This window comes from Dankookia rubra (assembly GCF_004355005.1).
GTDB lineage: Bacteria > Pseudomonadota > Alphaproteobacteria > Acetobacterales > Acetobacteraceae > Paracraurococcus > Paracraurococcus ruber_A.
In genome coordinates this window covers 43638-68980 of sequence record NZ_SMSJ01000030.1, presented here as the reverse complement: position 1 = coordinate 68980, position 25343 = coordinate 43638, and the positions used below count along the sequence as shown (strand labels likewise).

At 70.9% G+C, this 25343-nt stretch carries 23 protein-coding genes and 2 tRNA genes; 20 read left to right on the top strand and 5 right to left on the bottom strand.

Annotated elements, in window-relative coordinates; translation table 11 throughout:
• Window positions 1-237 precede the first annotated feature (237 nt).
• Complete coding sequence (locus E2C06_RS19935) at window positions 238-1131, bottom strand: septal ring lytic transglycosylase RlpA family protein (RefSeq protein ID WP_133290369.1); 894 nt, start codon at window positions 1129-1131, stop codon at window positions 238-240.
• The gene (locus E2C06_RS19930; RefSeq protein WP_241671376.1) at window positions 1128-2123 is read right to left on the bottom strand and encodes a lytic murein transglycosylase; all 996 of its coding nucleotides are present in this window, start codon (window positions 2121-2123) and stop codon (window positions 1128-1130) included. Before E2C06_RS19930 ends, E2C06_RS19935 begins: the two co-directional genes overlap by 4 nt.
• 105 nt (window positions 2124-2228) lie before the next feature.
• On the opposite strand from E2C06_RS19930, the gene E2C06_RS19925 reads away from it, so the two are divergent.
• Both E2C06_RS19925 and E2C06_RS19920 read left to right on the top strand, forming a co-directional pair.
• A complete protein-coding gene (locus E2C06_RS19925; protein ID WP_133290368.1) occupies window positions 2229-3629 on the top strand; it encodes an MmgE/PrpD family protein in 1401 nt (466 codons plus the stop codon).
• 77 nt (window positions 3630-3706) lie between these two features.
• Window positions 3707-3796 (top strand) — tRNA-Ser (locus tag E2C06_RS19920).
• Window positions 3797-4327: 531 nt separating this feature from the next.
• Here E2C06_RS19920 and E2C06_RS19915 read toward each other — a convergent pair.
• The gene (locus tag E2C06_RS19915) at window positions 4328-6121 is read right to left on the bottom strand and encodes a thiamine pyrophosphate-requiring protein (protein WP_133290367.1); all 1794 of its coding nucleotides are present in this window, start codon (window positions 6119-6121) and stop codon (window positions 4328-4330) included.
• A 438-nt stretch (window positions 6122-6559) separates the two neighbouring features.
• Here E2C06_RS19915 and E2C06_RS19910 point away from each other — a divergent pair, with 438 nt between their 5' ends.
• The 18 genes from E2C06_RS19910 to E2C06_RS19825 all read left to right on the top strand — a co-directional run bounded on the left by E2C06_RS19910 (window position 6560) and on the right by E2C06_RS19825 (window position 24072).
• Window positions 6560-7045 (top strand): sensory rhodopsin transducer, encoded by a 486-nt coding sequence (locus E2C06_RS19910; protein WP_206664605.1) that lies wholly within the window; start codon window positions 6560-6562, stop codon window positions 7043-7045.
• Window positions 7046-7182: 137 nt separating this feature from the next.
• The gene (locus tag E2C06_RS19905; RefSeq protein ID WP_241671375.1) at window positions 7183-8184 is read left to right on the top strand and encodes an SDR family oxidoreductase; all 1002 of its coding nucleotides are present in this window, start codon (window positions 7183-7185) and stop codon (window positions 8182-8184) included.
• A gap of 239 nt (window positions 8185-8423) precedes the next feature.
• Window positions 8424-8654: a hypothetical protein gene (locus E2C06_RS19900; protein WP_133290364.1), complete on the top strand. Its 231-nt coding sequence runs from the start codon at window positions 8424-8426 to the stop codon at window positions 8652-8654.
• 359 nt (window positions 8655-9013) lie between these two features.
• Window positions 9014-9673, top strand: coding sequence for a cytochrome c3 family protein (locus E2C06_RS19895; protein ID WP_133290363.1), 660 nt, complete (start codon window positions 9014-9016; stop codon window positions 9671-9673).
• Window positions 9661-12492: a 4Fe-4S dicluster domain-containing protein gene (locus E2C06_RS19890; protein ID WP_133290362.1), complete on the top strand. Its 2832-nt coding sequence runs from the start codon at window positions 9661-9663 to the stop codon at window positions 12490-12492. Before E2C06_RS19895 ends, E2C06_RS19890 begins: the two co-directional genes overlap by 13 nt.
• The gene (gene nrfD, locus E2C06_RS19885; RefSeq protein WP_133290361.1) at window positions 12489-13844 is read left to right on the top strand and encodes an NrfD/PsrC family molybdoenzyme membrane anchor subunit; all 1356 of its coding nucleotides are present in this window, start codon (window positions 12489-12491) and stop codon (window positions 13842-13844) included. The genes E2C06_RS19890 and nrfD (E2C06_RS19885) overlap by 4 nt, the downstream gene beginning before the upstream one ends.
• Entirely contained in the window at window positions 13841-14353 is a 513-nt protein-coding gene (locus tag E2C06_RS19880; protein WP_133290360.1) for a DUF3341 domain-containing protein, read from the top strand. Before nrfD (E2C06_RS19885) ends, E2C06_RS19880 begins: the two co-directional genes overlap by 4 nt.
• Entirely contained in the window at window positions 14350-14868 is a 519-nt protein-coding gene (locus E2C06_RS19875) for a c-type cytochrome (protein WP_133290359.1), read from the top strand. The genes E2C06_RS19880 and E2C06_RS19875 overlap by 4 nt, the downstream gene beginning before the upstream one ends.
• On the top strand, window positions 14865-15926 hold the full coding sequence (locus E2C06_RS19870; protein ID WP_133290358.1) for a hypothetical protein: 1062 nt from the start codon (window positions 14865-14867) through the stop codon (window positions 15924-15926). The genes E2C06_RS19875 and E2C06_RS19870 overlap by 4 nt, the downstream gene beginning before the upstream one ends.
• Window positions 15916-16302, top strand: coding sequence for a hypothetical protein (locus E2C06_RS19865; protein ID WP_133290357.1), 387 nt, complete (start codon window positions 15916-15918; stop codon window positions 16300-16302). The genes E2C06_RS19870 and E2C06_RS19865 overlap by 11 nt, the downstream gene beginning before the upstream one ends.
• A complete protein-coding gene (locus tag E2C06_RS19860) occupies window positions 16299-17042 on the top strand; it encodes a thioredoxin domain-containing protein (protein WP_133290356.1) in 744 nt (247 codons plus the stop codon). Before E2C06_RS19865 ends, E2C06_RS19860 begins: the two co-directional genes overlap by 4 nt.
• Window positions 17039-17980, top strand: a complete 942-nt coding sequence (coxB, locus tag E2C06_RS19855) for a cytochrome c oxidase subunit II (RefSeq protein ID WP_133290355.1) — start codon at window positions 17039-17041, stop codon at window positions 17978-17980. The genes E2C06_RS19860 and coxB overlap by 4 nt, the downstream gene beginning before the upstream one ends.
• On the top strand, window positions 17977-19659 hold the full coding sequence (locus E2C06_RS19850; RefSeq protein ID WP_133290354.1) for a cytochrome c oxidase subunit I: 1683 nt from the start codon (window positions 17977-17979) through the stop codon (window positions 19657-19659). Before coxB ends, E2C06_RS19850 begins: the two co-directional genes overlap by 4 nt.
• A complete protein-coding gene (locus E2C06_RS19845) occupies window positions 19656-20297 on the top strand; it encodes a cytochrome c oxidase subunit 3 (protein ID WP_133290353.1) in 642 nt (213 codons plus the stop codon). Before E2C06_RS19850 ends, E2C06_RS19845 begins: the two co-directional genes overlap by 4 nt.
• Window positions 20294-20668 carry a cytochrome C oxidase subunit IV family protein gene (locus E2C06_RS19840; RefSeq protein WP_241671373.1) on the top strand — a complete coding sequence of 125 codons (375 nt, stop codon included), beginning with the start codon at window positions 20294-20296 and terminating at the stop codon, window positions 20666-20668. The genes E2C06_RS19845 and E2C06_RS19840 overlap by 4 nt, the downstream gene beginning before the upstream one ends.
• Window positions 20668-22056: an L-seryl-tRNA(Sec) selenium transferase gene (selA, locus tag E2C06_RS19835; protein WP_133290352.1), complete on the top strand. Its 1389-nt coding sequence runs from the start codon at window positions 20668-20670 to the stop codon at window positions 22054-22056. The genes E2C06_RS19840 and selA overlap by 1 nt, the downstream gene beginning before the upstream one ends.
• Complete coding sequence (gene selB, locus E2C06_RS19830; protein WP_133290351.1) at window positions 22053-23972, top strand: selenocysteine-specific translation elongation factor; 1920 nt, start codon at window positions 22053-22055, stop codon at window positions 23970-23972. Before selA ends, selB begins: the two co-directional genes overlap by 4 nt.
• 7 nt (window positions 23973-23979) lie before the next feature.
• Window positions 23980-24072 (top strand) — tRNA-Sec (locus E2C06_RS19825).
• Between the two features lie 30 nt (window positions 24073-24102).
• Here E2C06_RS19825 and E2C06_RS19820 read toward each other — a convergent pair.
• Window positions 24103-24402 (bottom strand): hypothetical protein, encoded by a 300-nt coding sequence (locus tag E2C06_RS19820; protein ID WP_133290350.1) that lies wholly within the window; start codon window positions 24400-24402, stop codon window positions 24103-24105.
• The gene (gene nrfD / locus E2C06_RS19815) at window positions 24399-25343 is read right to left on the bottom strand and encodes an NrfD/PsrC family molybdoenzyme membrane anchor subunit (protein ID WP_165982508.1); all 945 of its coding nucleotides are present in this window, start codon (window positions 25341-25343) and stop codon (window positions 24399-24401) included. Before nrfD (E2C06_RS19815) ends, E2C06_RS19820 begins: the two co-directional genes overlap by 4 nt.

Genomic DNA, 25343 nt, shown 5'->3' with positions numbered 1-25343 from the left:
CGGCGTGCGGCCGGCGCCGCGGCCGGCCGGCGGCTGGCGCTGCTGTGCCAGCGCCGGCGGCGGCAGGGTGCCGGCGGCGAGCGTCGCCACGGCGGGGAGCAGGACGGCGCGACGGGAGGCGCCCTTGGGTTCGGCGCGGGACGACATGGCGGGCTGGACTCCGGCGGGCTTCTCGCCTGGGCATACGCGGTTCCGGTGGCCGACTTCAAGCAGTTGTGCCCAATCACTTGCACCGGGTCATTCGACCAGCAGCTTAACCTCAGGCAGGCCGGCCGCCAGCACTGCGGCCACTGCCCCGTCGGCGGATGCGGCATCGGCATAGGGGCCGAGCCGGACCCTGTACTGCGGCATGCTGCCCTCGCCAAAGGGCTCGACCCGGGCGCCGATCCGCTGCGCCTGGCGTTGCGCCAGGTCACGGCGGAAGAAGGTCCCGGCCTCCACATAAAACCGGCCGGGCATGGCGGGGCCCCGCACCAGCGCCTCGGGCAGTGGGTCGGGCGGCAGCTCGGCGGCGGCATCGGCCACCATCGCCACTTGCCGGCCGCGCGGCGCCTCGCGCAGCCGCGTCGCCTGTTGCGCACCGGGCAGCGGGGCCAGGGTCTCGCGCTCGACCGCCGCGGTCGGCGCCGCCTCGACCTGCGCGCCGCCGCGCTCCGTGGTCGGCAGGGTGCGGGCCAGGGCCCGGCTCGGTCCGTCCTCCACGCTGACCCGCACCTGAGCGGTGCCGCCGACCGGGATGCCGAGCAGCCGGGCGGCGCGGGCCGTTAGGCCGATCACCCGGCCGGGCTGCGTCGGGCCGCGGTCGTTGACCCGGATCTTGAGTTCGAGCCCGGTCTCAAGGTTCCGGACGGTGACGATGGCCGGCAACTGCAGGGTACGATGGGCAGCCATCAGCCGGCCGGGGTCGAAGATCTCGCCGTTCGCGGTGCGGCGGCCGGCGCGGGCGTCGGGCAGCACGGCAGCGAGGCCGGTCTCGATGCGACCGAATTCCTCCTTCGGATAGGACCACAGCCCGCCAAGGCTATAGGGCTCGCCCAGCATGTAGCGGGCATCCGGCTGCGGCCCCGGCGCCTGGGTGCAGGCCGCGAGGACCAGCGCCAAGGCCAGCGCCGCCCGGCCAGATCGGCTCATCCGAAGCGGTCGGAGAGCAGGCCGACGGCCAGGCCGTAATTCACCGGGCTGTTGTAGCGACGGATGACCCGCAGGTTGTGGTGGCCGAGGAAGACCTGGCCGGAGCCGCGGTTGGGCAGCACCAATGCCGCCTCGAGCTCCGAAGCCGGCAACGGTCCGCCATCCTCCGCCCGGAAGCCGAGCCGGTTCCAGTCGCGCAGGGAGCGCTTGCCGCCGGTATCCGCCGCGTCGATGTTGAAGCCGGCCGGCGGCCGCACAGCCCGGCCCCAAGGCTCGCCCTCCCGCCAGCCGGATTTCTGGAAGTAGTGGGCGATGGAGGCGAGCGCATCGGCCCGGCTGTCCCAGATGTCGCGCCGCCCGTCGCCGTCGAAATCAACCGCCATGCGTTCGAAGTTCGTCGGCATGAACTGCGGCTGGCCCATCGCCCCGGCCCAGCTGCCGGTCATCCGCGCCGGGCTGACATGGCCACCGTCCAGCACCCGCAGCGCCGCCAGCAATTCCTTGCGGAAGAACTCGGCGCGGCGGCCTTCCCAGGCCAGCGTCGCCAACGCCTCCATCACGCCGAAGCCGCCGGTATTGCCGCCGAAGTTGGTCTCGACGCCCCAGATGGCGACGATCACCCGGGGGGAGACGCGAAAGCGGCCCTCGATCGCCTGCAGCAGGGACCGGTACTCGGCGTAGTTCCGCTGGCCGTTCTGCACCCTGGTCGGGTTCACCATGATCCGGTCGCGGTATTCCTCCCAGGTCAGGAAGCCCTCGGCCTGACGGCGGTCCAGCTCGATGACCCGCTGGTTCGGCCGCAGGCCGGTGAAGGCCCGCTGCAGCGTGCCGGCGGAGACGCCGCCGCGCCGCGCCTCAGCGCGGACTCCCTCAAGAAAGGCGTCGAAGCCGCCCTGGGCCTGGGCATGGGGGATGAAAGCGGGGGCGGCGGCAAGGGCCGCGACTCCGCCGAGGATGGTGCGCCGTGCGAGCATGGGGCGGAGCAGTGGCATGCGGGCCGCGCCACCGCAACGTGAATGGCGGGCCGGCGAGGCCTTCATCTCTTGGCCGGACGACCGACGCATCCTAGGATCGGGGTAACTCCTGGGAGCACGTCCATGGCCGCCGTCACCGCCGAGCTTGCCGCCTATTGCGCCAGCCTCGATTTCGCCACCCTGCCGGCCGAGGTGCAGGAGCGCACCCGCTTCCTGGTGCTCGACCTGGTCGGCAACATCGTCCGCGGCCGGCACGACGCGGAAAGCACGCCGGCGCTGCTGGCCGCGGCCCGGGCACTGGGCCTGGCCGCCGGCGGGTCGGCGGTGCTGGGTGACTCGGCGCGCTACACCCCGGCGGGCGCGACCTTCCTGAACGGCGCGCTGGCGCATTCCCTGGACTTCGACGACACCCATGCCGCCGGCACGCTGCACCCGGGCGCGCCGGTGATTTCCGCCGCCCTGGCCGCGGCCGAGATGGTCGGCGCCGGCGGCCGCACCGTGCTCTCGGCGATCGTCGCCGGCTACGAGGTCACCTGCCGGCTGGCGGTCGCCCTCCCCGGCGGCGACCACTACGACCGCGGCTACCACCCGACCGCGACCTGCGGAGCCTTCGGCGCGGCCGCTGCGGCGGCGCGGGTTTTCGGGCTGGATGCCAAGGGCATGCAGGATGCCTTCGGCATCGCGCTGTCCACCGCTGCCGGCAGCCTGCAGTTCCTGGCTAATGGCGCCTGGACCAAGCGCTTCCAGGTCGGCTGGAGCGCGATGAACGGCCTTGCCTCCGCCACGCTGGCGCGGGAGGGCTTTCGCGGCGCGGCCGAGGCCTTCGAGGGAAAGGCCGGGTTCCTGCGGGCCTATGCGCCGAACCCGATCCCGGAACGCGCCCTGCAGGGGCTCGGCACTGAATTCGAGCTGATGCAGACCGCGGTGAAGCCGTACCCGTCCTGCCGCTACGGCCATGCCGGCGTCGATGCGGCGATCGCGCTGCGCGCCGAGCTCGGCCTGGAGCCGGAGGAGATCGAGAGCGTCACCATGGGCCTGCCCAACAAGGGCATGCTGCTGGTCGGCGCCCCGCTGGCCTATAAGCAGAACCCGCAGAACGTGGTGGACGGGCAGTTCAGCGGGCCCTTCGTGGTCAGCTGCGGCTTGGTTTTCGGCCATATGGGCTGGGACAGCTATGCCCATCTGCAGGATCCCCGGGTGCGTGCCCTGCTGCCGAAGGTGACTTGCGTGGAGGATCCGGAGGTCCAGGCGCTGTTCCCGACCTATATGGCGGGCAAGCTGACGGTGCGCGCGCGCGGCCAGGACCATGTTCGGCTGGTTAAGGTGGCCAAGGGCGAGCCGGAGAACTTTCTGACCGAGGCCGAGCTGCGCGCCAAGTTCCACGGCTTGGCCGACGCCGTGCTGGGCGCCGAGCGCGCGGTGCAGCTGGCCGATGCGGTGATCAACTTGGAACGCGCGGCCGACGTGAACGGGCTGATGCGGCTGGGCGCGCCGATGATGGCGGCGCGGCTGGCGGGGGAATAGCCGAGGCGCCAGCGGGCAGATTCACGCCTTCGGGCGGTTCCACCCCGGGGCGATCTGCTCTAACAGGCGCAGGTCGGGGATGGGTGGCCGAGCGGTCTATGGCACCGGTCTTGAAAACCGGCGCAGGTGTGAGCCTGCCGTGGGTTCGAATCCCACCCCATCCGCCAGACACCTCGCCTGATACAGCGAAAAGGAAGACTTTGTTCTGGGCGGATCGGGTGCTTGGCGCCTGCCGTGCCCTATTCATGGCAAAGGCTCAGCTGGGCATGGCGCGGGCTCGCCCGGCGGAGGCCAGCGCTGCAATTCGCCGTCCCACCACGGCGCGGTCGCGGATCCGCCCCAACCGCAACGGCGCGGGAGATCCAGGTGACCAGCACGCTCTGCTTGGCATTCGTCGACCAACCCGAGGTGCAGAAGCGGCAATAGACGCAGAGCGGCGCCGCACGGGGCGGGGCGGACAAGGTGGCGATCGGTCTCTCGGCCCAGGCGATGCCGAACGCCTCGCAGCCCATTGCCAGGACCCGCGCCGCCGCGTTCAGCGGATGAGCGGGATAAGGACAGCGCGACCGCGGCGGCCCGCATAGGTGGCGGGCCGGGCCAGCAATCGTCAGCCATGCTTCGATCCCTGCTCGGTCGTGATCGTGCAGAAGCGCGTCCGAATCGCCTGCATGGGCGCATTGGCCACCGGCCGACCGTGGCTAGTGCTTCCCACCCGGGAGGATGCTGCTCAATACCTCCTTCGCCGTCCCGAGCAGGACGCTGCGTTCCTCGGGATCGGGGCTGAGCAGATTAGAAGTGAACTTCTTCATCTGCTCTAGCGTGATGTGTGGCGGCAGCGGCGGGACGTTCGGGTCGGTCTTCACCTCAAGCACCACCGGTCGGTCGGCGTTCAGCGCATCCTCCCAGGCCGGCCCGAGCCGGTCGGGATTGTCCACATAGATGCCGCGCAGGCCTATCAGCTCGGCGAAACGGTGATAGGGCACGTTCGGGATGCGCTGCGTCGCCTCGAATTTTGGGTCGCCTTCCTGCACCCGCTGCTCCCAGGTGACCTGATTGAGATCCTCGTTGTTGAAGACGCAACAGACCCAGCGCTTGTCCGCCCAGCCCTGCCAGTACTTCGCCACCGTGATCAGCTCGGCCATGTTGTTCATCTGCATGGCGCCGTCGCCGACCAGCGCAATGACTGGTCGGTCCGGATGCGCGATCTTGGCGGCGATGGCATAAGGCACCGCCGCCCCCATCGAGGCGAGGCCGCCGGAGAGCGAGCACATCATGCCGCGGCGGATCCTGAGGTCGCGTGCGAACCAATTGGCGCAGGAGCCGCTGTCGCTGGTGATGATCGCCCGCTCAGGCACCCGCGGCGAGAGCTCCCAGACCACCCGCTGCGGGTTGACCGGGTCGGCCGAGTGCATGGCGCGGGCCTCGAGTGTCTTCCACCAGTCGCGCACGCCATCCTCGATGTCCTTGCGCCAGCTGCCGCCAGCCTTCTTCTGGAGCATCGGCAGCAGCGCCCGCAGCGTCTCCGCGCTGTCACCGACCAGGCTGACCTCCATTGGGTAGCGCAGGCTCAGCATTTCCGGCTCGATGTCGATCTGCACGCCGCGCGCCTGCCCCTCCTTCGGCAGGAACTCCGAATAGGGAAAGCCGGAGCCGATCATCAGCAGCGTGTCGCAGTTCATCATCAGGTCCCAGCTAGGCCTGGTGCCGAGCAGGCCGATCGAGCCGGTGACCCAGGGCAGGTCGTCGGGCAGCGCCGCCTTGCCGAGCAGCGCCTTGGCGACGCCGGCCTGCATCCAGTCGGCGGTCGCGATCACCTCCTCCGTCGCGTGCAGCGCGCCGGCGCCGACCAGGATGGCGACACGCTTGCCGGCGTTCAGCACCTCGGCCGCTCGGCGCAGGTCGGCCTCGTAGGGAACCACTTTCGGCGCCGCGTAGCCCACGCCCGAATGCACGGTGCCATGCTTGCGGGGCGGCTCCTCGTAGGCCTCGTCCTGCAGGTCGTTGGGGAAGATCAGCGCAGTGACCCGGCGCTCGGCCTTGGCGATGCGCACCGCGCGGTCGACCAGGTGGCGCACCTGCGGCGGCGTCGAGGCCTGCTGGACGAACTCGCCAGCGACGTCCTTGAACATGCTCAGCAGGTCCAACTCCTGCTGGTAGTGCCCGCCGAGGGCCGCGCGGGCCTGCTGCCCGGCGATCGCCAGCACCGGCTGGTGGTCTAGCCGAGCGTCGTAGAGGCCGGTGATGAGGTGGGAGGCGCCGGGGCCGGAGGTTGCCAGACAGACGCCGAGCTCACCGGTGAACTTGGCATGGGCCGAGGCCATGAAGGCGGCCATCTCCTCGTGCCGCACCTGGACGAAGTCGATCTTGTCTGTACCGAAGCGGTTCAGCGCGCCAAGCAGGCCGTTGATGCCGTCGCCTGGGTAGCCGAACACGCGGCGCACGCCCCAGTCGTGCAGGCGCTGCCAGAAGAAATCCCCGACTGTCTTGCTCATGCATATGACCCTCCACATGGGGAGGAGGCACCGGCAGCCGCGGGAGCCGGGCTGCGGTGTCTCGGTTTTCGTGCTGAACGAGATGCCACGTCCGTCGTTGCCGAGCTTGCTCATCCGTAAGATTCTGGAGGGCCATCGTCGCGGTGCCGCCAGAAGGGCTTCTCGGCCACGCCTACCGCGACAGAGCTTCATCGCAACGCCGCAGGTCGGTGCCCATCCCACGCTCGGACTGTGCTGAACGGTGCTGCAGTGCGGCAGCGGCTGACCCGCCATGACCCTCCATGCGGCAGGCTGGCCCGACCTGGGCTCCATGTGCAGCGCCGGAAGAATCCAACGCGCCCGGAACACGGTTGCGACGGTTGGTTCTCTCCGTGCCGCAGCAGCCGCTGCGAGACCTCCGGCCGCATCCGGATGGTGCGGGCACCGGCGGACCCGGCCGTGCCGTCGTATCCCGGCACAACCGGAGGCCCGCCCCATCTCAGCCGAGGCAAACAGGTTAACCGAGCGACGCGCATCGTCGCGTATACCGTCTGGGCCATAACGGATGGCGATATTCCCAGGTCCAGCACCAGCCAGAGGCGCGCCTTCGAGAGCCATGAGTCCGCGCGCATCCTGAATTCTGGCGCCCGCGACGCGGGTGTCGACATCACGCTGTACTTTTCCGACCGCGATCCGGGCGGACCCTACAAGGTGGTGGTGACGGCGTGTCGCACGCTTCATGTCCGCCTCAACGACCTCAATGACCCAGCACCGACGTCGCGCAATAGGGACTGCAGAAGCATCCTGCGGTGGGATGTGCCGGTGGTGATGCAGCGCATGCGTCTCGACTCGTGGAAGGAAGCGCTGGCGCCGATCACCACGATCGTCTTTGCGGGGCGACACATCCTTTGGGAAGGGTGCTGCGCAAGCGGCAGCCCTGAGTGAGAGACGCCGCCTTGATTCCGGCCAAGGCAGCGGCGCAGGCTGGAACCAGGATGTGGCATGGCGTGTTCGCCTGCCTGCAAACGCAGGAGGCCAAGGTGGCAAGAGCGTTCCGGACACGCGCATTCAAGGAAACGGTGGTGATCACGGGCGCCTCGGCCGGCGTTGGACGCGCGACCGCCCTCGCCTTCGCGCGCCGGGGCGCACGCGTTGCGCTGATCGCCCGCGGCACGGAAGGGCTGGAAGCGGCCCGGCGTGACGCCGAGGCGGCCGGCGCGCGGCAGGCGCTCGCACTGCCGGCGGACACTGCCGATGCGGCGGCCGTCTTCGCTGCGGCGGACCGTGCAGCGGCGGAGCTCGGCGGGATCGGAACCTGGGTCAACTGCGCCATGGCCACGGTCTTCGCGCCGGTGCAGGAAACGACGCCTGACGAGTTCCGTCGCGTTACCGAAGTGACCTATCTCGGCTATGTCCATGGCACGCTGGCCGCACTGCGGCACATGCGGCCGCGCAATGCCGGCACCATTGTCCAGGTGGGTTCCGCCCTGGCCTATCGCGCGATCCCGCTGCAATCCGCTTATTGCGCGGCCAAATTCGCGATCCGCGGCTTCACCGATTCGCTCAGATGCGAGCTGCGGCACGACGGCAGCCTTATCCGGCTGACCATGGTACAACTGCCGGCAGTAAACACGCCGCAGTTCAACTGGGCGCGCAGCCACATGCCGCGGCGTGCGCAACCCGTGCCGCCTATCCACCAGCCGGAACCCGTGGCGGAGCGGATCGTGCAGGCCGCATTGCATGCCCCGCGTGAGCTCTGGGTCGGCGGCCCCTCGGTGCAAGCGATCCTGGGAACGATGATCGCACCCGGCCTGCTCGACAGGTTGCTGGCTGGGCGGGGCTATAGCGGCCAGATGACTGCCGAGCCCGAGCCGTCGGACCGGCTCGACAACCTCATGGTACCCGTGCCGGGCGATCCGGGGGTGCATGGCCGCTTCGATGCCCGGTCGCGCAGCAGCGTCGGTGCCTTCGACCCGACCTGGTTGCGGGGCGCAGCGGGGCTTGCAGTCGGGGCGCTGCTGCCGCTGGCTTGGCGTGGCCTCGCCGCTCCGCCTCCCGCACGCCGGCGCCTGCCGCACGGCTGACGATGCCACCCCGCATGGCAGCCGCTGCGACCCACATGGCCCAGGCCGGCCATCGGCGGAGGCGCCGGGCCTTGGCTCCGCCAGCCTTGAACGCTTCCCCATAGGAACATGCAGCCAGATGGCAGAGCGCAGCGAATCGCCGAGGCATGGCGACCCGACCGAGATCGACACGTGCCCCGGGCCGGCCATGGACAGCGGCCGGGGCTCGACGGCCGCTCAGCTGAGACACCGGCGACAAGGTGGCGGTCTTCGATCCCGGCATGGCCGATGTCGGCACCGGCGCGGCGGCGGCAGGCACGCCGATGGCGCCCGAGAGGATCGAACTCGCCCGTAGGACCGAGCGCAGGGCCACGCCACCACCCGGCGATCCGGGCACTCCGGCGAATGCGAGCACCGGACCGCGGCTGACAGTCGTGCTGATGACCGCGGCGGCACTGGGCATCGCCGCCGCGGTCATCGGGCTGCGCTGAACACTGGCTGGGCTGAGGGCACGTCCGTTCCAGCGCTCCGGCACCTTGCCAAGCCGATCGAACCGATACCAACCGGCGCAGGCCTCGACCAGTGGGCAGCCCATCCTACCGTTCCCAATCCTGCTCTCCTGCGTGAGTCGCCTCTGACCCGCTCACTGCGGCACCGTCCTGTGCAATGGGTCTCGACCGTAACGCTGCGGTGAACAGGCCCGGACGGGAACGGTATGCGGAAAACTTGGAGGCACCCCGGCGTTGCAGGTCATGACGGCTGTGTCGGGCAGGTCGTTCTTTGGCTCAGGGACTGAGGCAGATGAGCGGTGCGCGATGAACCCGATGGTAGCCCTCTGCCGCACGATGCAATGGCTGCGCAGCTTTTCCCGCCTTGGGCGACCCTCGCAGCGCGGCTTGTCCTCGTCACCGGCGTGCTCCTTCCGTTCGGCCTCGTCGGGCTGCTGATGGCGGTCCAATACACGCCATATGTCACCGGGCAGACCATCACGCCGGAACAGCCCGTGCCCTTCAGCCACGAGCACCATGTCGGTGGGCTCGGGATCGAATGCCGCTACTGTCACACTTCGGTCGAGACATCCCGCTTCGCCGGTCTGCCGCCGACCCATACCTGCATGACCTGCCATTCCCAGCTCTGGACCAATGCGGCGGTGCTGGAGCCGGTGCGACGCAGCTTGGCGGGGGGCCGGCCGATCCGCTGGCGGCGGGTAAACGAGCTGCCCGACTACGTCTACTTCGACCATAGCATCCATGTGGCGAAGGGTGTCGGCTGCACGAGCTGCCACGGCCCGGTCGACAGCATGCCGCTGATGCGTCAGGCGGCGCCGCTGACTATGGGATGGTGCCTCGACTGTCACCGCAATCCGGCGCCGCATCTGCGGCCTGAGGGCGAGATCTTCGCCGGCCACTGGTCACCGCCGCCGAACCAGGACAGGCGCGGCGCGGCGCTGATCGACCACTACGGCATCCGCACCGAGCACCTGGCCGATTGCTCGGTGTGCCACCGTTGACCGGCGATCCCCTCTTCCGCCGCCAGGCCGCGCTTGGCCTGCTCGCTGCGGCAATGTCCGGCACGCTGGTCGGATGCTCGGAGCCGGAGGAGGAAATCCTTCCCTATGTCGAGCAGCCGGAAAACCTCGTACCCGGTGTGCCGCAGCGCTATGCCACCGTCCTGCCGTTGAACGGCTATGGCCGTGGTGTGCTTTGCACAGCTTTCGAGGGACGACCGGTCAAGATCGAGGGCAACCCGGCGCATCCGGCGAGCCTCGGCGCCACCGATGCCTTCGCCGAGGCGGAGCTGATGCAACTCTACGATCCCGACCGGTCGCGCAGCCCGCGCCTGGCTGGGCGCGCGGCGACCTGGGAAGGTTGCCTCGCAGCGCTGTTGCCGCGGCTCGAGACGCTACGAGTGCGCGGTGGCAACGGCCTGCGGCTGCTGACCGGCCCGGTCACCTCGCCTACCCTGCTGCGGCTGATCGGCGCGGCGCGGCAGCGCTTCCCGTGCCTGGTCTGGCACGCGCACGTGCCGGTCGGGGAGGAGAATGCGCGGCGCGGCGCGGCGCTCGCTTTCGGCCGGCCGCTCGATGTTCTGCCGCGCCTCGACCGCGCCGCGGTGGTGCTGTGCCTCGATGCCGATCCCTTGGGCCCTGGTCCCGACCAGATCCGCAACGGCCGCAGCTTCGCTATGCAGCGCCATGCGCGCGCGGCGGACAGTCGCTTCGGCCGGCTTTACGTGATGGAGCCGGCGATGTCGTTGACCGGCGCCAATGCCGACCATCACCGCTTGGTGCGGCCGGCGGAGTTCCGCGACACCCTCGCTTGGATGGCCGCGGAGTTTGGGGCGTCGGTGCCGCGCCCGACGTTGCCGGAGGCGTTGGAGCGTTTTCTGCTCGCCGTCTCGGCTGACCTGCGAGCGCAGCGCGGCGCGGCCCTGGTACTGGCCGGCGAGGCCCTGGCGCCCGAGCTGCACGCGCTGGTGCATTGGCTGAACGTGCAACTGGCGGCGCCGGTTGAGGTCGTCGCGCCGGTCTGGCCGCCGCCGCAGGACGGGCCGGCACCGCTTGCCGACCTGGTCGCGGCGATGCGGAACGGCCAGGCGGATACGCTGCTGATTCTCGGCGCCAACCCGGCGCATGACGCACCGGCCGATCTCGGCTTCGCTGCGGCGCTGCGGCAGGTGCCCTTCGCCCTGCACCATGGGACACACGTGGACGAGACGGCGGCGCTCTGCACCTGGCACCTGCCGGCGCCGCATCCGCTGGAGGATTGGGGCGACCTGCGCTCGCGCGACGGCACGGCGGCGATCGTCCAGCCGCTGATCCGTCCGCTCTACGCGACGCGCTCCGCCGCCGCGCTGCTCGGTGTGGTGCTGGGGCAGCTCGACCTCGCCGCGTATGATGCAGTGCGCGAGACTTGGCGTGCGGATTGGGCAGCGGCGGATTTCGAGTCCCAGTGGCGGCGCAGCCTGCATGACGGCGTGGTCGCCGACAGCGCGGCGCCGTGGGTCACCCCACCCGCACCGCGCCTGCCGGCGCTGCCCGCGGCGCCCGCCACCGCCGGCCTCACCCTGGTGCTGCGGCCTGATGCTTCGGCCTGGGACGGCAGCTTCGCCAACAATGCCTGGCTGCAGGAATGCCCGCGGCCGTTGACGCGGCAGGTCTGGGGCAATGCCGCGCTGCTGTCACCCGCGGACGCCGCACGGCATGGCGTGCGGCAGGGCGACCTGGTGCGGCTGGAGGCCGGCGGCTTCAGACTGGAGGCGCCCGTGCTGCCCGATCCCGGCATTGCGCCCGGCGTGGTGGCGCTGACCCTCGGCTACGGGCGGGCGCGAGCGGGGGCGATCGGCAATGGCATCGGCGCCAATGCCTACCGGCTTCGGCGGTCGGATGCGCCCTGGGCGATAGGCGACCTGCGGCTGACGCCGACCGGCCGCCGCGCCCCGCCGGTGCTGGCGCAGGAGCATCAGACGCTTGAAGGCGAGGCGCGCGAACTTTTGCCATCGGTATCGCTGGACGCGGTGCGGCACGACACCCCGGCCGAGAAAGCTAACGCGCTGGAGCCGCCAAGCTTCTACCCGGATGTCAAGTCTGATGGCTACGCCTGGGCAATGGCGATCGACACCACGCTCTGCATCGGCTGCAACGCCTGCGTCGTCGCCTGCCAGTCGGAAAACAACATCCCCGTCATCGGCCCCGAGGAGATGGACCGCGGCCGCGACATGCACTGGCTGCGCCTTGACACCTACCTGCAGGAAGCCGGCGGCGAGCTGCGCCCCGGCTTCCAGCCGGTGCCCTGCATGCATTGCGAGAAGGCGCCCTGCGAGCCGGTCTGCCCCGTCGCTGCCTCGGTCCACGACCATGAGGGGCTGAACGTCCAGGTATACAACCGCTGCATCGGCACCCGCTTCTGCCAGGCCAATTGTCCCTACAAGGTGCGGCGCTTCAACTGGTACGGCTATGCCGACGGGCAGGAATACGCCAACCAGGGAGACGCCGTGGTTGCCGCGCAGCACAACCCGGAAGTCACCGTGCGTGCTCGCGGCGTGATGGAGAAGTGTACCTATTGCGTGCAGCGGATCAGCGCCGCCCGCCGCACCGCGGAAAAGGAGAACCGCAGGATCGATGAGGGTGAGGTTGTCACGGCGTGCCAGTCCGCCTGCCCGACCAAGGCCATCCATTTCGGAGACCTGAACCGCGCTGACTCCGAGCCCTCCCGCCTGCGGCAGGAGCCGCACCACTACGCGCTGCTCGGCCATCTCGGCACCAGGCCACGAACCACCTACCTCAAGTGCGTGCGGAACCCGAACCCGGCACTGGAGGACGGTGCATGAGCGCGGCGGCGCAGGACGCCGGCCTGCCGCTCGGCGCGAGCTATGACGGCATGATCGGCATCGTCGCCGACCCCATGCTGCAACACCGGCCCGGCCGGCACTACCGGATCGCCCTCGGCCTTGCCTTCCTGGCCACGCTGAGCTTCATCGGCCTCGTCACCTGGCTTTTCGTCGCAGGCATCGGGATCTACGGCAATAACGCGACGGTTGTCTGGGGCTTCCCCATCGCCAACTACGTCTGGTGGATCGGCATCGGCAATGCCGGGACACTGATCTCCGCCCTGCTGCTGTTGACCCGGCAGCCCTGGCGCGCCTCGATCAACCGCTTCGCCGAGGCGATGACGCTGTTCGCCGCCAGCATCGCCGGGCTGTTTCCCATCCTGCATCTCGGCCGGCCTTACCGGGCCTACTGGCTCGCGCCCTATCCCAATACGATGGAGCTCTGGCCGCAATGGCGCAGCGCCCTGGTCTGGGACTTCGCGGCCATCGCGGTTTACATCCTGTTCTCGCTGCTGTTCTGGTACCTCGGGCTTATCCCGGACCTCGCGACGATGCGCGACCGTGCGCGCAGTCGGCGGGCGCGGCTGGTCTACGGCGTGCTCGCCTTCGGCTGGCGCGGATCGGCCCGGCACTGGCAGCGGCATGATGCGGTGTACCGCGCCATGGCGGCGCTGGCCGTGCCGCTGGTGGTCTCGGTCCACAGCGTCGTCGGCCTCGATTTCGCGGCCAGCCTGATGCCGGGCTGGCAGGAGTCGATCTTCCCGCCCTATTTCGTGGTGGGCGCGCTGTTCTCCGGCTTCGCCATGGTCGTCACCCTGGCGGTGATCCTGCGCTGGGGCCTTGGGCTGCAGGCGGTGATCACCGAGCGGCATTTCGACGCCATGGGCAAGATCCTGCTTGCCGGCGCGATCGTCATGGGCATGTCCTACGCCACCGAATGGTTCCTGGCTTGGTATGGCGGTGAGCGCGCCGAACGCGAGGTATTGCATTTCGAGTTCACCGGCCCTTATGCGCCGCTCTACTGGACCATGCTCGCCTGCAACGTGGCGGTGCCGCAGTTGCTGTGGTTCCGCCGGCTGCGCACCGGGCTGCTGGCGACCTTTCTCATCGCGGTTGCCATCAACATCGGCATGTGGCTGGAGCGGGTCCTGATTATCTGGAACACGCTCTCGCACGGCTATCTGCCCAGCATGCGACGGTTGTTTCAACCGACCTTCTGGGATTGGGCGACGCTCGCCACGTCCTTCGGCGTCTTCGTCTTCCTTTTCCTTTGCTTCGTCCGCTTGGTGCCGGCAGTGGCGATGCACGACGTCAACAAGCGCCTGCACGACGAACAGGCGGGGCGTGCATGAGCCTGCTGCTCGCCGAATTTCGCGACCCGGAGACGCTGCTGGACGCCGCGCGTCGCGCCCGCGATGCTGGTTGGCAGGGGCTCGACGCGCATGTGCCCTTCAGCATCGAAGGGCTGAGCGAGGCGCTTGGCCTGCCGCAGACGCGGCTGCGCCTGGTGATGCTGACCGGCGGCGTGCTGGCCGGCATCTTCGCCTATGCCCTGCAGTGGTACACCGCCGTCTACGACTACCCCCTCAACTCCGGCGGCCGCCCGCTGAACAGCTGGCCGGTCTTCCTGATCCCGACCTTCGAGGCGGTGGTGCTCGGCGCCATCCTGTCCGGCGTAGTCGGCTTCCTCGTCTCCACCGGCCTGCCGCGGTTGAACCACCCGGCTTTCGCCGCGCATGGCTTCGAGCGCGCCAGCCAGGACCGCTTCTTCCTCGCCGTCGCCGATCCGGCGGTGGATGAGACGCGGCTGGCGGCGGCGCTCGACGGGCTCGACCCGCTGTCGATCCGCGAGGTCGCATGACCCGCGCCGCGCTCCTCTTTCTGCCCCTCGCGCTCTCGGCCTGCCGGCTTGAGATGGTGCAGCAGCGCAGGCTCGACACCTACGGGGCCAGCGCGATCTGGCCGGACGGCACCACGGCGCGGCCGCTGCCGGTGGGCGTCGTCGCCCGCGGCGACTTGGCGCGCGATGCCGTTGCGGTCAACCCGCCCGAAGCGACGCCGGCGCTGCTGGCGCGTGGCCAGGAACGTTACGGCATCTATTGCGCGCCCTGTCACGGCTCTGCCGGCGACGGCGATGGCATGATCCCGCGCCGCGGCTTCCCACATCCACCGAGCTATCACACGGCCAGGCTGCGCGCTGCGCCGGCCCCCTACATTTTCGACGTCATCAGCAAAGGCTATGGCGTGATGTATGGCTATGCGGCGCGGGTGGAGCCCGCCGACCGCTGGGCCATCATCGCCTATATCCGCGCGCTGCAACTCTCGCGCCAGGTCGCGCTCTCGGCGGTGCCCGATGCACGGGACCGGCTTCCATGACCCCGCAGGCCTGGCTGCGCGGGCATGCGGGACGGCTGGTCCTCGCCGGGATGGTCGGCACCGCTCTGCTGGCGTTGTGGGGCGTCGCCGCGCCGGGCGTCGCGCTGGCCGGCTGGCTGGTCGCCTTCGCCTTCTGGTTCGGTCTCGCCCTCGGTGCCCATGCCCTGCTCGCGGTCCATGCGCTGACCGGCGGCCGCTGGCTGGCGCCCCTGTTCCCCGTGCTGGCGCCGGCGGTGGCGAGCATGCCGGCTTTCGCCTTGCTGGCGCTGCCGCTGCTGCTCGGCGCTGCCGCCCTGTGGCCCTGGGCAGCCGACCCTGCTGCGGTGACGTCGCCCGGCGTGGCGCAGTGGTACCTCAATCTGCCGGGTTTCGCCCTGCGCGGTGCCGTGCTGCTGGCCGGCTGGTCGATATTCGGCCTGCTGCTGGTCGGCAGCGGCGCGCGGCGGCCGGCGGTGGCCGCGCCGGCGATGGTCTTCCACGGAGTGGCGGTCTCGGTATTCGGTCTCGACTGGCTGCTCTCGCTCGACCCGGATTTCCGCTCCTCCGCCTTCGGCATGGCGCTCGGCGTGACCCAGGTGCTGGCCGCGCTCGCCTGGGCGGCGCTGCTGGAGCCGGAGCCGGCGGACTTCCGCGGCAAGGCAGGCGACCTGGCGCGGCTGATGATGGCGGCGGCGCTCGGCGCCATCTACCTCGGCTTCGCGGAGTACCTCGTCGCCTGGTATGGCAACCTGCCGCACAAGGCGGCATGGTATCTGCGGCGCGAGGCGCTGCCCTGGATCCGGCTCGAGGCCGCCGCGGTCGCGCTGAGCGCCATCCTGCCCGTCGCCACGCTGCTGCCGACGGTCATGCGGCGCAGCCCGCGCGTGCTGGCCTGGGTCGGCATGGGGGTGCTCGCCGGGATCTGGTGCCACTTGGTGACGCTGGTCGGGCCGCAATTCGGACCCTGGGCCGTCGGCTCGGCCGCACTGGGCACGTTCGGCATGGGCGGGATCTGGCTGGGCCTCACTGGCGGCCCCTTTGCCGCGCGGCTGACGCGGGAGGTGCCGCATGGCGCGTGAGACGGTGCTCGCCGAGCGCCGCGAGCCGCTCGACCTTCGCCCCTGGCTGGTGCTCGGCGTCGGCCTCGGCACGCTGGCCCTGGTCGGCGCGGTGCTCGGCGCGGTTTGGCTGTTTCAGAGCCTCGTCGGCTTCGAGCCCGCCGGGGTATCCCCGCCGGCCGCCTTCGCGCCGCCGCACCTCCAGAGCGACCCGGCCGGGGAGTTGCGCGACTACCAGGCGGCGCAGCGCGCCAGGCTGTCGGGCTATGCCTGGGCGGACCGCGAGCGCGGGCTGGTGCGGATCCCGGTCGAGCGTGCGATGGCGATGGTCGCCGCGCGCGGCCGTGGCGCCTACGAACCGCTCGACCCGCCGCGCACCCCGGACCCGCGCCGATGACCCGCCGCGGGCTGCTCGGCCTTCTTGCCATCTTGCCAGCCGCCCCGCTGCACGCAGCAGAACCCGGCCTCACGCCGCCGCCCGGCGCAGCGCTGCCCGCTGGCCTCGCGGTGCGGGACCAGGCTGGCCGGCTCATGACGCTGGGCTCGGCGCTCGGCGACCTGCCGGCCGTCTTCGCCTTCGCCGATTACGATTGCGCGGCGCTCTGCGGCACGGCGCTGGGCCTTGCCGCCGCCACCTTGCCGGGCACCGGCCTGCGGCCGGGACAGGACTACCGGCTGGTCGTGCTCGGGCTCGATGCCGCCGACGGTCCGGACAAGGCGCTCACCATGCGGCGCGGCTGGCTCGGGGAGGGTAATGCCCTGGCCGAGAGCGCCGCCTTTCTGGTCGCCGAAGCACTGGTGGTCGACACGGCCACGCGCGCCCTCGGGTACGCCGCCACCCGGCGCGGCGCGGGCTTCGACCACCCGCTGGCACTCTTCGTGCTCCGGCGCGACGGCACCCTCTCAGCCACCCTGCCCGCCCTCGGCGCGGAACCGGAGGAAGTGCGGGCGGCGTTGCAGGCCGCGGCTTCGGGCAGGGAACCGGGCGTCTTCGGCCGCGTACGGCTGTTTTGCGCCGGCGCCGTCTCGGGCCGCGGTGCGGCGCTGCGAAGCGCCCTGGCCGCTGGCGGGGCGGTGACGCTCGGCCTGCTCGGCGGCGGCATCCTGCTACTGCGGCGGCGGGAACGCCGCGCGTGAGCCCGCTCACGCTCTGGCCGGCGACCGCCTCGGAGCAGGCCGCGCGGATCGACATGCTGTTTACCGGCCTGCTCGTGATTTCCGGAGCCATCCTGCTGCTGGTGGCTGGGCTGCTGCTGGTCCTCTGCGCCCGCTACCGCCGCGGCTCCGCTGCGCCGCGCGGCGACCTGCCGGACTTCATCCGCCGCGACGTCGAGATCGGCTGGACCGCGGCGACGCTCTTCCTCGCGCTTTTCCTGTTCTGGTGGGCCGGCGCGACCCAGCTTCGGGCCAGCGATCCGCCCGCCGGCGCGCTCGAGGTCCATGTCGTCGCCAAGCAGTGGATGTGGAAGACCCGCTACCCCAATGGCGCGCGCGAGATCAACGCCCTGCATGCTCCGCGCGGCGAGGCGATGCGGCTGATGATGACGTCGCAGGACGTAATCCACAGCTTCTTCGTCCCGGCTTTCCGTTTGAAGCAGGACGTGCTGCCCGGGCGTTTCACCGAGATGTGGTTCCGCGCCACCAAGCCGGGCGAGTACCGGCTGTTCTGCGCCGAGTTCTGCGGCACCGACCATGCCCGCATGGGCGGCACCGTCACGGTGATGGAGCCCGAGGATTTCGCCCGTTGGGTTGCCGCTCAGCCGCAGGAGGAGGACCTGCCGGGAGAGGGCGCCGCGCTGTTCACCGCGCTCGGGTGTTCCGGCTGCCACGCCGCGGCCTCGGCGGTGCATGCGCCGGTCCTCGCCGGGGTCTATGGCCGCATGGTGCATCTGGCCGACGGCCGGACGGTCAGGGCCGACGAGGCCTACCTGCGGGATTCCATCCTGCAGCCGAAGCGGGACGTGGTGGTCGGCTACGAGCCCATCATGCCGTCCTTCGACGGGCTGGTGGACGAGGCCGACCTGCAGCGCCTAGTCGCCTACCTGCAATCCCTGCGCGGTGAGGCGGCACGATGAGCGGCATCACGGCGGAACGCGCCATCCCCGGAGCCCCGCCGCGCGAGCCAAGCTACCTGACGGCCAAGACCGGCCTCGCCTCCTGGCTGCTGACCACCGACCACAAGCGCATCGCGCTGCTCTACATGGCGGCGATCACCGTATTCTTCTTCGTCGGCGGCGCCGGGGCGGTCGCCATCCGGATCGAGCTGTTCACGCCCCAGGCCGACCTGCTCTCGGCTGATGCCTACAACCGCGCCTTCACCTTCCATGGGGTGATCATGGTGTGGTTCTTCCTGATCCCGTCAATCCCGAACATTCTCGGCAACTTCCTGCTGCCGCTGATGATCGGGGCGAAGGACCTGGCCTTCCCGCGGCTCAACCTCGCCAGCTGGTACATCTTCATGGCTGCCGGCGGGCTGGCTGTCTACACGCTGCTGTCGGGAGGCGTCGATACCGGCTGGACCTTCTACACGCCACTGACCACCGCTTTTTCCAACGGCAATGTGCTGGCCGCAGCGGCGGCGGTCTTCGTCTCGGGCTTCTCCACGATCGCCACGGCGGTGAACTTTATCGCCACGGTCCACCTGCAGCGCGCCCCGGGCCTGACCTGGTTCCGCCTGCCGCTCTTCGTCTGGGCGATCTACGCCACCAGCATCGTCATGGTGCTGGCGACGCCAGTGCTGGCGATGGTGCTGGCGCTCATCTTCGCCGAGCGCGCCTTCGGCATCCCGATATTCGACCCGCTGCGCGGCGGCGATCCCATCCTGTTCCAGCACCTGTTCTGGTTCTACAGCCACCCCGCCGTCTACATCATGGTCCTGCCCTCCTTCGGGGTGATCTCTGAACTCGTCACCTGCTACGCGCGGCGGCGGGTCTTCGGCTACAATTTCATGGTCTATGCGATCCTTTGGATCTCGCTGGTGGGTTTCCTCGTCTGGGGCCACCACATGTTCGTCTCCGGCCAGTCGCTGTTTGCCAGCCTGGCTTTCTCGCTGCTCTCCTTCATCGTCGCGGTGCCCTCCGCCATCAAGGTGTTCAATTGGACTGCCACGCTTTACCGCGGCCAGATCGTCTTCGACGCGCCGATGATCTACGCGCTCGGCTTCATCGGCCTCTTCACCATCGGCGGGCTGACGGGGCTGTTCCTCGCTTCCGTGCCGGTCGATATCCATGTGACGGACACCTACTTCGTCGTCGCGCACTTCCACTACATCATGGTTGGCGGTGCAGTCTCGGCACTCTATGGCGGGCTGGCTTTCTGGTGGCCGAAGATCACCGGGAGGCTCTATCCGGAAGGCTGGGCGCGCTTCGCCGCCATCATGATGTTCTTCGGGTTCGGCTTCACCTTCTTCCCAATGTTCATCATGGGCTACCTCGGCATGCCGCGGCGCTACCATGTCTACCCCGAGGAATTCCAGGTCTGGCACGTATTGGCCTCGGCCGGCGCGGTGATCCTGGCCTTCGCTTACCTGCTGCCAATGGGCTTCTTCGCCTGGTCGCTGATTTGGGGACGAAGGGCGCCAGCCAATCCTTGGGGCGCCACGGGGCTTGAATGGCAGACCTCCTCGCCGCCGCCCGAGGAAAACTTCCACACGCCGCCCGTGGTGGAGCAAGGTCCCTACAACTACCACCCCGAACATGCCGGCCCGCCGGCGCTGGAGCGTGAGCAGCACCAGCCGCAGGGCCGCCAGCCATGAGCGACATCGCCGCACGGAACGCCGCGCTGCGGCAGCCCTGGCGCAGCCTGCGGCGGCAGCGCGAGGGCGCCGCCTTCGGCATCTGGATTTTCCTCGGCAGCGAGGTCATGTTCTTCGGCTGCGCGCTGCTGACCTTTGCCGTCTATCGCAGTCTCTGGCCTGACGCCTTCGCGGCGGCGGCGCGCGAGACCAACATCACCTACGGTACCGTCAACACCGCACTGCTGCTGACCAGCAGCCTGACCATGGCCGCGGCGGCGGAAGGCGCCGCCGCCGGGCTGCGCCGGCTGACCCTTTGCTGCCTTGCCGCGACGGTGGCTTTCGGGATCGGCTTCCTCGTCGTCAAGGGCTTCGAGTACCAGGAGGACATCACCAAGCACCTGGTTCCCGGCGCCGGGTTCAGGCTGGAGGCGCCGCAGGCGCAGATCTTCTTCGCCTTTTACTGGCTGCTGACCGGGGTGCATGCGGTGCACCTCTCGACCGGCATCGGCATCGCCACGGTGCTCGGCATTCAGGCCTGGCGCGGCAGCCGGATGCTCGCCAGCCCGGCCTTCGAGGCACTCGGCCTTTACTGGCACTTTGTCGACCTGGTCTGGGTCTTCCTCTACCCGCTGCTCTACCTGGGGGGACGGTCGTGACCGGGCTCGGCGAGGAGAGGCCAGCCAGCACGGCGGGGATCTGGCGCGCCACCCTGCCGGTCTGGGCCGGGCTGATGGTGCTGCTCGTGGCGACGCTCGTCGGGGCCTATCTGGAGCTCGGGCGCTTCAACCTGGTGCTCTCGCTCGGCATCGCCGTGGCCAAGGCGGCGCTGGTCGTGGTGTTCTTCATGCAGCTGAAGCGGCCCGACCCGCTGCTTCGGCTGGCCGCCTGCGCGGGGCTGGTCTTCCTCGCCTTCATGTTCACCCTGACCTATGCCGACGTGCTGACCCGCGCGCCGCCGACCCAGCCCGGCACGGTGATGCCGCGCAGCATCCCGGACAGACCCGCCGCCGGGCAACGGGCCTTCTGATGGACGGCACCGAGATCCCAGCGCTCCGCCGTCCGCCGGCGATCGCGCGGCTGTTGCAGGCGCCGGCGGCGCAGGCGTTGGTCGCCGCGCATGGAAGGCCGCTGGTGGTCGAGGCGCTGCGGGCGGCGGCGGCGGAGTTCCGCGCCCGCGCCGGCGCCGGCGCCGCGGAGGCCGAAATCCTCGGCGCCGCGGCGCAGTGGCTGGCCCGGCACACGCGTGGCCTGCGCCCGGTGCTGAACCTTACCGGCACGGTGCTGCACACCAATCTCGGCCGCGCACCGCTGCCTCCCGAGGCGCTGTGGGCCATGACAGAGGCGGCCGGCGCCGCCGACCTCGAGCTGGATCTTGAGGCCGGCCGGCGCGGCGAGCGCGATTCCCACCTCGAGGCGCTGCTCTGCCACCTCACCGGCGCCGAGGCCGCCCTCGCGGTCAACAACAACGCCGCCGCGGTGCTGCTGCTGCTGCGCGCTCTGGCGTCGCGGCGAGAGGTGGTGGTCTCGCGCGGCGAACTGGTGGAGATCGGCGGTGCCTTCCGCATACCGGACATCATGCACGAGGCCGGCTGCAGGCTGCGCGAGGTCGGCACCACGAACCGCACCCATGCCCAGGATTACGCCGAGGCGATTGGCCCGCGTACCGCGCTGCTGATGAAGGTCCACCGCAGCAACTACATCATCGAGGGTTTCACCGCGGAAGTTGCGGAGGAGGAACTCGCAACCTTGGCGCACCGCCACTCCATGCCAATGGCCGTCGATCTCGGCAGCGGCAGCCTGCACGACCTGGCGCGCTGGGGTCTGCCTCAGGAGCCGACGGTGCGCGCGGCGATCACCGCAGGTGCCGACCTCGTCACCTTCAGCGGCGACAAGCTGCTGGGGGGACCACAGGCCGGGCTGGTGGTCGGGCGCGCCGCGCTCATCGCCAAGCTGCGGCGCCATCCTCTCAAGCGAGCATTGCGGCTGGACAAGACCGCCATAGCCGCGCTGGTCGCGGTGCTGCGGCTGCAGGCCGACCCGGACCGCCTGGCGCAGCGCTTGCCCGTGCTGCGGCTGCTGCTCCGGCCGCAGGCGGAGATCGCGTCGCTGGCGGAGCGGCTGCGCCCCGGCCTAGCGGCGGTGCTGCAGGGTGCGGCGGAGGTTGCGGTCACCACCTGCGAGAGCCAGATCGGCAGCGGCGCCCGCCCCGCCGACCTGTTGCCGAGCGCAGCGCTGGCGCTCAGTCCGCGTCGGGGCAGCACGGCGGATGCCCTAGCCGCGGCGCTGCGGCGGCTGCCCGTCCCGGTACTCGGCCGCGTTACCCACGGCAGCGTGCTGCTCGACCTTCGCTGCCTTGAGGACCCTGCCAGCTTCGAGTCGCAGCTCCCCCTCCTGCCCGGGCTGCTGGCGGGATGACGATTTTGGCGATCGGTGTGATGGGCCACGTGGACCACGGCAAGACGGCGCTGGTTCGCGCGCTGACCGGCACCGACACCGACCGGCTGCCGGAGGAGAAGGCGCGCGGCATCTCCATAGCTCTTGGCTTTGCGCTGCTGCGGGTTGGCGAAGCGGAGATCGACCTGATCGACATGCCGGGCCATGAGCGCTTCCTGCGCACCATGGTGGCCGGCGCCGCGGGGATCGGCGCGGTGCTGGTCGTCGTCTCGGCGTTGGAAGGCCCGCGGGCGCAGACGCGGGAGCATCTGGAGATCGCCGGGCTGCTCGGCCTGCGGCGGGCGGTTGTGGCGGTTTCCTTCTGCGACCGCGCCACGCCCGATCAGGCTCGGCTGGCGGGCGTGTCGACGGCGGCCCTGGCGATCCAGGCCGGCCTGCAGGCGCCGCCGGTGCTGCTGACCGCGGCCCGGACCGGCCTGGGCGTGACGGAGCTCGCCGCGGCGCTTGCCGATCTCGCGCGCGCGGTGCCGCCGCCGATCGATCTCGGTCTGGCGCAGCTCCCGGTGGACCGCGCATTCGCCCTGCCTGGCATCGGCCCGGTGGTGACCGGCACGCTGCGCCGCGGGCGCCTGGCGGTGGGCGAGGAGGTGGAGCTGAACCCTGGCGGCAGGCCCGTGCGGGTGCGCAGCCTGCAGGTGCACGGCAAGCCGGTCGCGGCGGCGCCGCCGGGGCGGCGGGTCGCAGTGGCGCTGCGCGGGGTCGAGATCGGCGCGCTCTCCCGCGGCATGGTGCTGGCCAGCCCAGGCGCGGCCCGGCCGGGCGAATGGCTGGACGCGCGGCTCGAGGTGCTGGGCTCGGCGCTTGCGCCGGTAGCGGATGGCGCCACCCTCCGCCTCCTGACCGGAACAATGGAGGTCGCGGCAAGGCTGCGGCTGCCGACCGGCGGCGTGCTCCCTCCCGGCGAGGCCGCGCTGGTCCAGTTGCGCTGCGATCCGCCGGTGGTCGCCATGGCCGGCGACGGCTTCGTGCTTCGCCTCGCCTCGCCGTCCCGCAGCATCGGCGGCGGGGTGATCCTTGACCCAGGCGCGGTGCGCCGGCGCCGGACCGATCGTGCCGCACTGCCGCGGCTGGAGGCTGCCGCCGCCGGCGACTGGGCAGAGGCCACGCTGTGTCTCCTGCGGGAATGCGGCGGCGCCCGACCGCAGGAATGGGTGCCGCGGCTCGGCCACGCGGCGGCGCAACTGCGCCGCTGGGCGCTGGCAGGCGGTGCGCGCGAGGTCGCGGACGGCACCCTCCTGCATCCCGGGACCTGGGAGTCGATTCTGTCCGGGCTGCGCGCGACGCTGGCCGCCTTCCATGCGGCTCAGCCGATGGAGGCGGGAATGCGGCCGGAGGCGCTGCGCGCGACCCTCCCCGCCGGCCTGGCCGATGCGGCGGCCGCGGCCCTGGTCGAGGCGGCTGGCTTGCGGCGCGACCCGGACGGCCTGCTGCGCCTGCCCGATTTCGATCCGGTCCAGGCCATGGCGGCGGAGGCGCGCGGCCTCACCGTCGGCCTCGCCGCGCTGTTCCGCCGCGCCGGTCTTTCGCCGCCCGATGCCGCGGCTGTAGTGGCCGGCGACCGGACGCGCGCTGAGGCGCTGCGCTTCCTACTGCAACGCGGCGTGCTGGTGCGGGCCACGGATACCGTGCAGCACCGGTTCATCCTGTTTCACCGCGACGCGGTGGCAGAAGCGCAACGCCGCCTGGCCGGCGCGCTGGACCGTCCAGAAGGCTTCGCCGTCGGCGAGGCGGGCGCGCTGCTCGGCATTTCCCGCAAGTTCAGCATCCCGCTGCTTGAGCATCTCGACTCGCTGCGCTTTACCCGCCGCGCCGGTGACCGACGCTACATCGAAGGTGACGCAGCGGCGCGGCGATCCGCGGCCGAGATGGCGCGTTAGGCGCTGCGGAGGCGTCCTGGGCCTGGTGGCCCGCCCGGTCTTCAAAACCGGTGGCGCGCCAACCGCGCGCGGCGGGTTCGATTCCCGTCCGCCTCCGCCACCGATTCCGCCCGGGGGGCCGCGCAACCGACTACAGCGCCGCCAGCAGCGCCCGCAATCCGTCGCGCGTCTTCTCGACCCTGTCCCAGTGCAGGCCGGTGACAGGAAACTCCGCACTGACCGCGACGCTGACCAGCTGGTTCACCCAGTCCAGCAGGTGTCTCCCACTGCCATCGGCGCGCACCTGCTGGATAAGGTCGTCGCGCACGCCGGCGATGCTGCGCACCGCCTCGGACAGGTCCGCATGCACCTCATGCGGCCGCTCGGCGAGAAGGCGGTCCAGCCGGTCCAACGCCGCTGCCGCGGCTTGGCGGGCCTTGGGCGTAATCATCGGGTGCGCCGCCGCCCCTCACGCGGTTGGGTCAAGCGGAAGGTGTCGCGCGGACGGTCGGCGCTGGCATTGCCGGCGCGAACGATCTCGTTGCGCATGACGATATTGCCGAGGACGAGCGTGAGCGAGGCAGCGAGCGACAGTTCCCGCCGCGCGCCCGGCGCGAGCGCCGCGGCGGCGTATCCGGCGACCGGCAGCGCCTCGGCGAGTCCGACCGCGCCGAGGCTCGTCGCCCATTCCAGTGCCGGGCGGCGCACGCCGGCGGCGACCGCGCGTCCTTCCGCGAGGCCCGAGGCGACGAGGCCGACGCCGGCCGCCAGCAGCGCCACCTCGTCGAGCCGGTCGGCCGTCGCATCCTCGCCACGCCGCCGGGCACCGAGCGACAGCGCGGCGGCCCCGGCGGCGAAGGCCGCGGAGCCGAAGCGCGCCCCCATCACCCGCGGCTCCGCCGCCCAGAGCGGCGTGCTCGTCGCCGAGAGCAGCGCGGCGGTATAGACGCTCATCCCCGCACCTCCGATCGCGGCCGGCACCTGCGCGGCGCGTCCCAGGCGGCGGGCGCCGAGCAGCTCGGCCACAGTGCCGACCGCGCTGGCCAGGCCGAAGCCGCTGAGGATCCAGGTGCCGAGCGACATCGGCGAGGTCGGTCGGACAATACGCAACATGTTGGCGAAGCGATGCGGCGTCTTCAGGTCGACGACCAGCAGCACGGCGCCGATGCCCGAGGCGACGCTGCCCAGCCAATGCGCCTGGCGGCGCAGCGCGCCGTGCCGGTCCCGCCCGCGCGCCAGCAGCGCGACGACCTGCGCCGCGCCGGCCATGCCGCCGAGGCCGATATAGGTGCCGACCTTCCAGTTCCAGTGGCTGCGCCGCACCGGCGGCACGCCGTAATAAGTCTCGCCGCGCCAGGGCCCGGTGGGATTGGCCACGGGCGTCGACGGCAC

Bases quoted from the DNA above. Each gene is read 5' to 3' on its own strand.
- E2C06_RS19935 (WP_133290369.1), bottom strand. From the start codon at position 1,131: ATGAGCCGATCTGGCCGGGCGGCGCTGGCCTTGGCGCTGGTCCTCGCG.
- E2C06_RS19930 (WP_241671376.1), bottom strand. From the start codon at position 2,123: ATGCCACTGCTCCGCCCCATGCTCGCACGGCGCACCATCCTCGGCGGA.
- E2C06_RS19925 (WP_133290368.1), top strand. From the start codon at position 2,229: ATGGCCGCCGTCACCGCCGAGCTTGCCGCCTATTGCGCCAGCCTCGAT.
- E2C06_RS19915 (WP_133290367.1), bottom strand. From the start codon at position 6,121: ATGAGCAAGACAGTCGGGGATTTCTTCTGGCAGCGCCTGCACGACTGG.
- E2C06_RS19895 (WP_133290363.1), top strand. From the start codon at position 9,014: ATGGCTGCGCAGCTTTTCCCGCCTTGGGCGACCCTCGCAGCGCGGCTT.
- nrfD (WP_133290361.1), top strand. From the start codon at position 12,489: ATGAGCGCGGCGGCGCAGGACGCCGGCCTGCCGCTCGGCGCGAGCTAT.
- E2C06_RS19880 (WP_133290360.1), top strand. From the start codon at position 13,841: ATGAGCCTGCTGCTCGCCGAATTTCGCGACCCGGAGACGCTGCTGGAC.
- E2C06_RS19875 (WP_133290359.1), top strand. From the start codon at position 14,350: ATGACCCGCGCCGCGCTCCTCTTTCTGCCCCTCGCGCTCTCGGCCTGC.
- E2C06_RS19870 (WP_133290358.1), top strand. From the start codon at position 14,865: ATGACCCCGCAGGCCTGGCTGCGCGGGCATGCGGGACGGCTGGTCCTC.
- E2C06_RS19865 (WP_133290357.1), top strand. From the start codon at position 15,916: ATGGCGCGTGAGACGGTGCTCGCCGAGCGCCGCGAGCCGCTCGACCTT.
- E2C06_RS19860 (WP_133290356.1), top strand. From the start codon at position 16,299: ATGACCCGCCGCGGGCTGCTCGGCCTTCTTGCCATCTTGCCAGCCGCC.
- E2C06_RS19850 (WP_133290354.1), top strand. From the start codon at position 17,977: ATGAGCGGCATCACGGCGGAACGCGCCATCCCCGGAGCCCCGCCGCGC.
- E2C06_RS19845 (WP_133290353.1), top strand. From the start codon at position 19,656: ATGAGCGACATCGCCGCACGGAACGCCGCGCTGCGGCAGCCCTGGCGC.
- selA (WP_133290352.1), top strand. From the start codon at position 20,668: ATGGACGGCACCGAGATCCCAGCGCTCCGCCGTCCGCCGGCGATCGCG.
- selB (WP_133290351.1), top strand. From the start codon at position 22,053: ATGACGATTTTGGCGATCGGTGTGATGGGCCACGTGGACCACGGCAAG.
- E2C06_RS19820 (WP_133290350.1), bottom strand. From the start codon at position 24,402: ATGATTACGCCCAAGGCCCGCCAAGCCGCGGCAGCGGCGTTGGACCGG.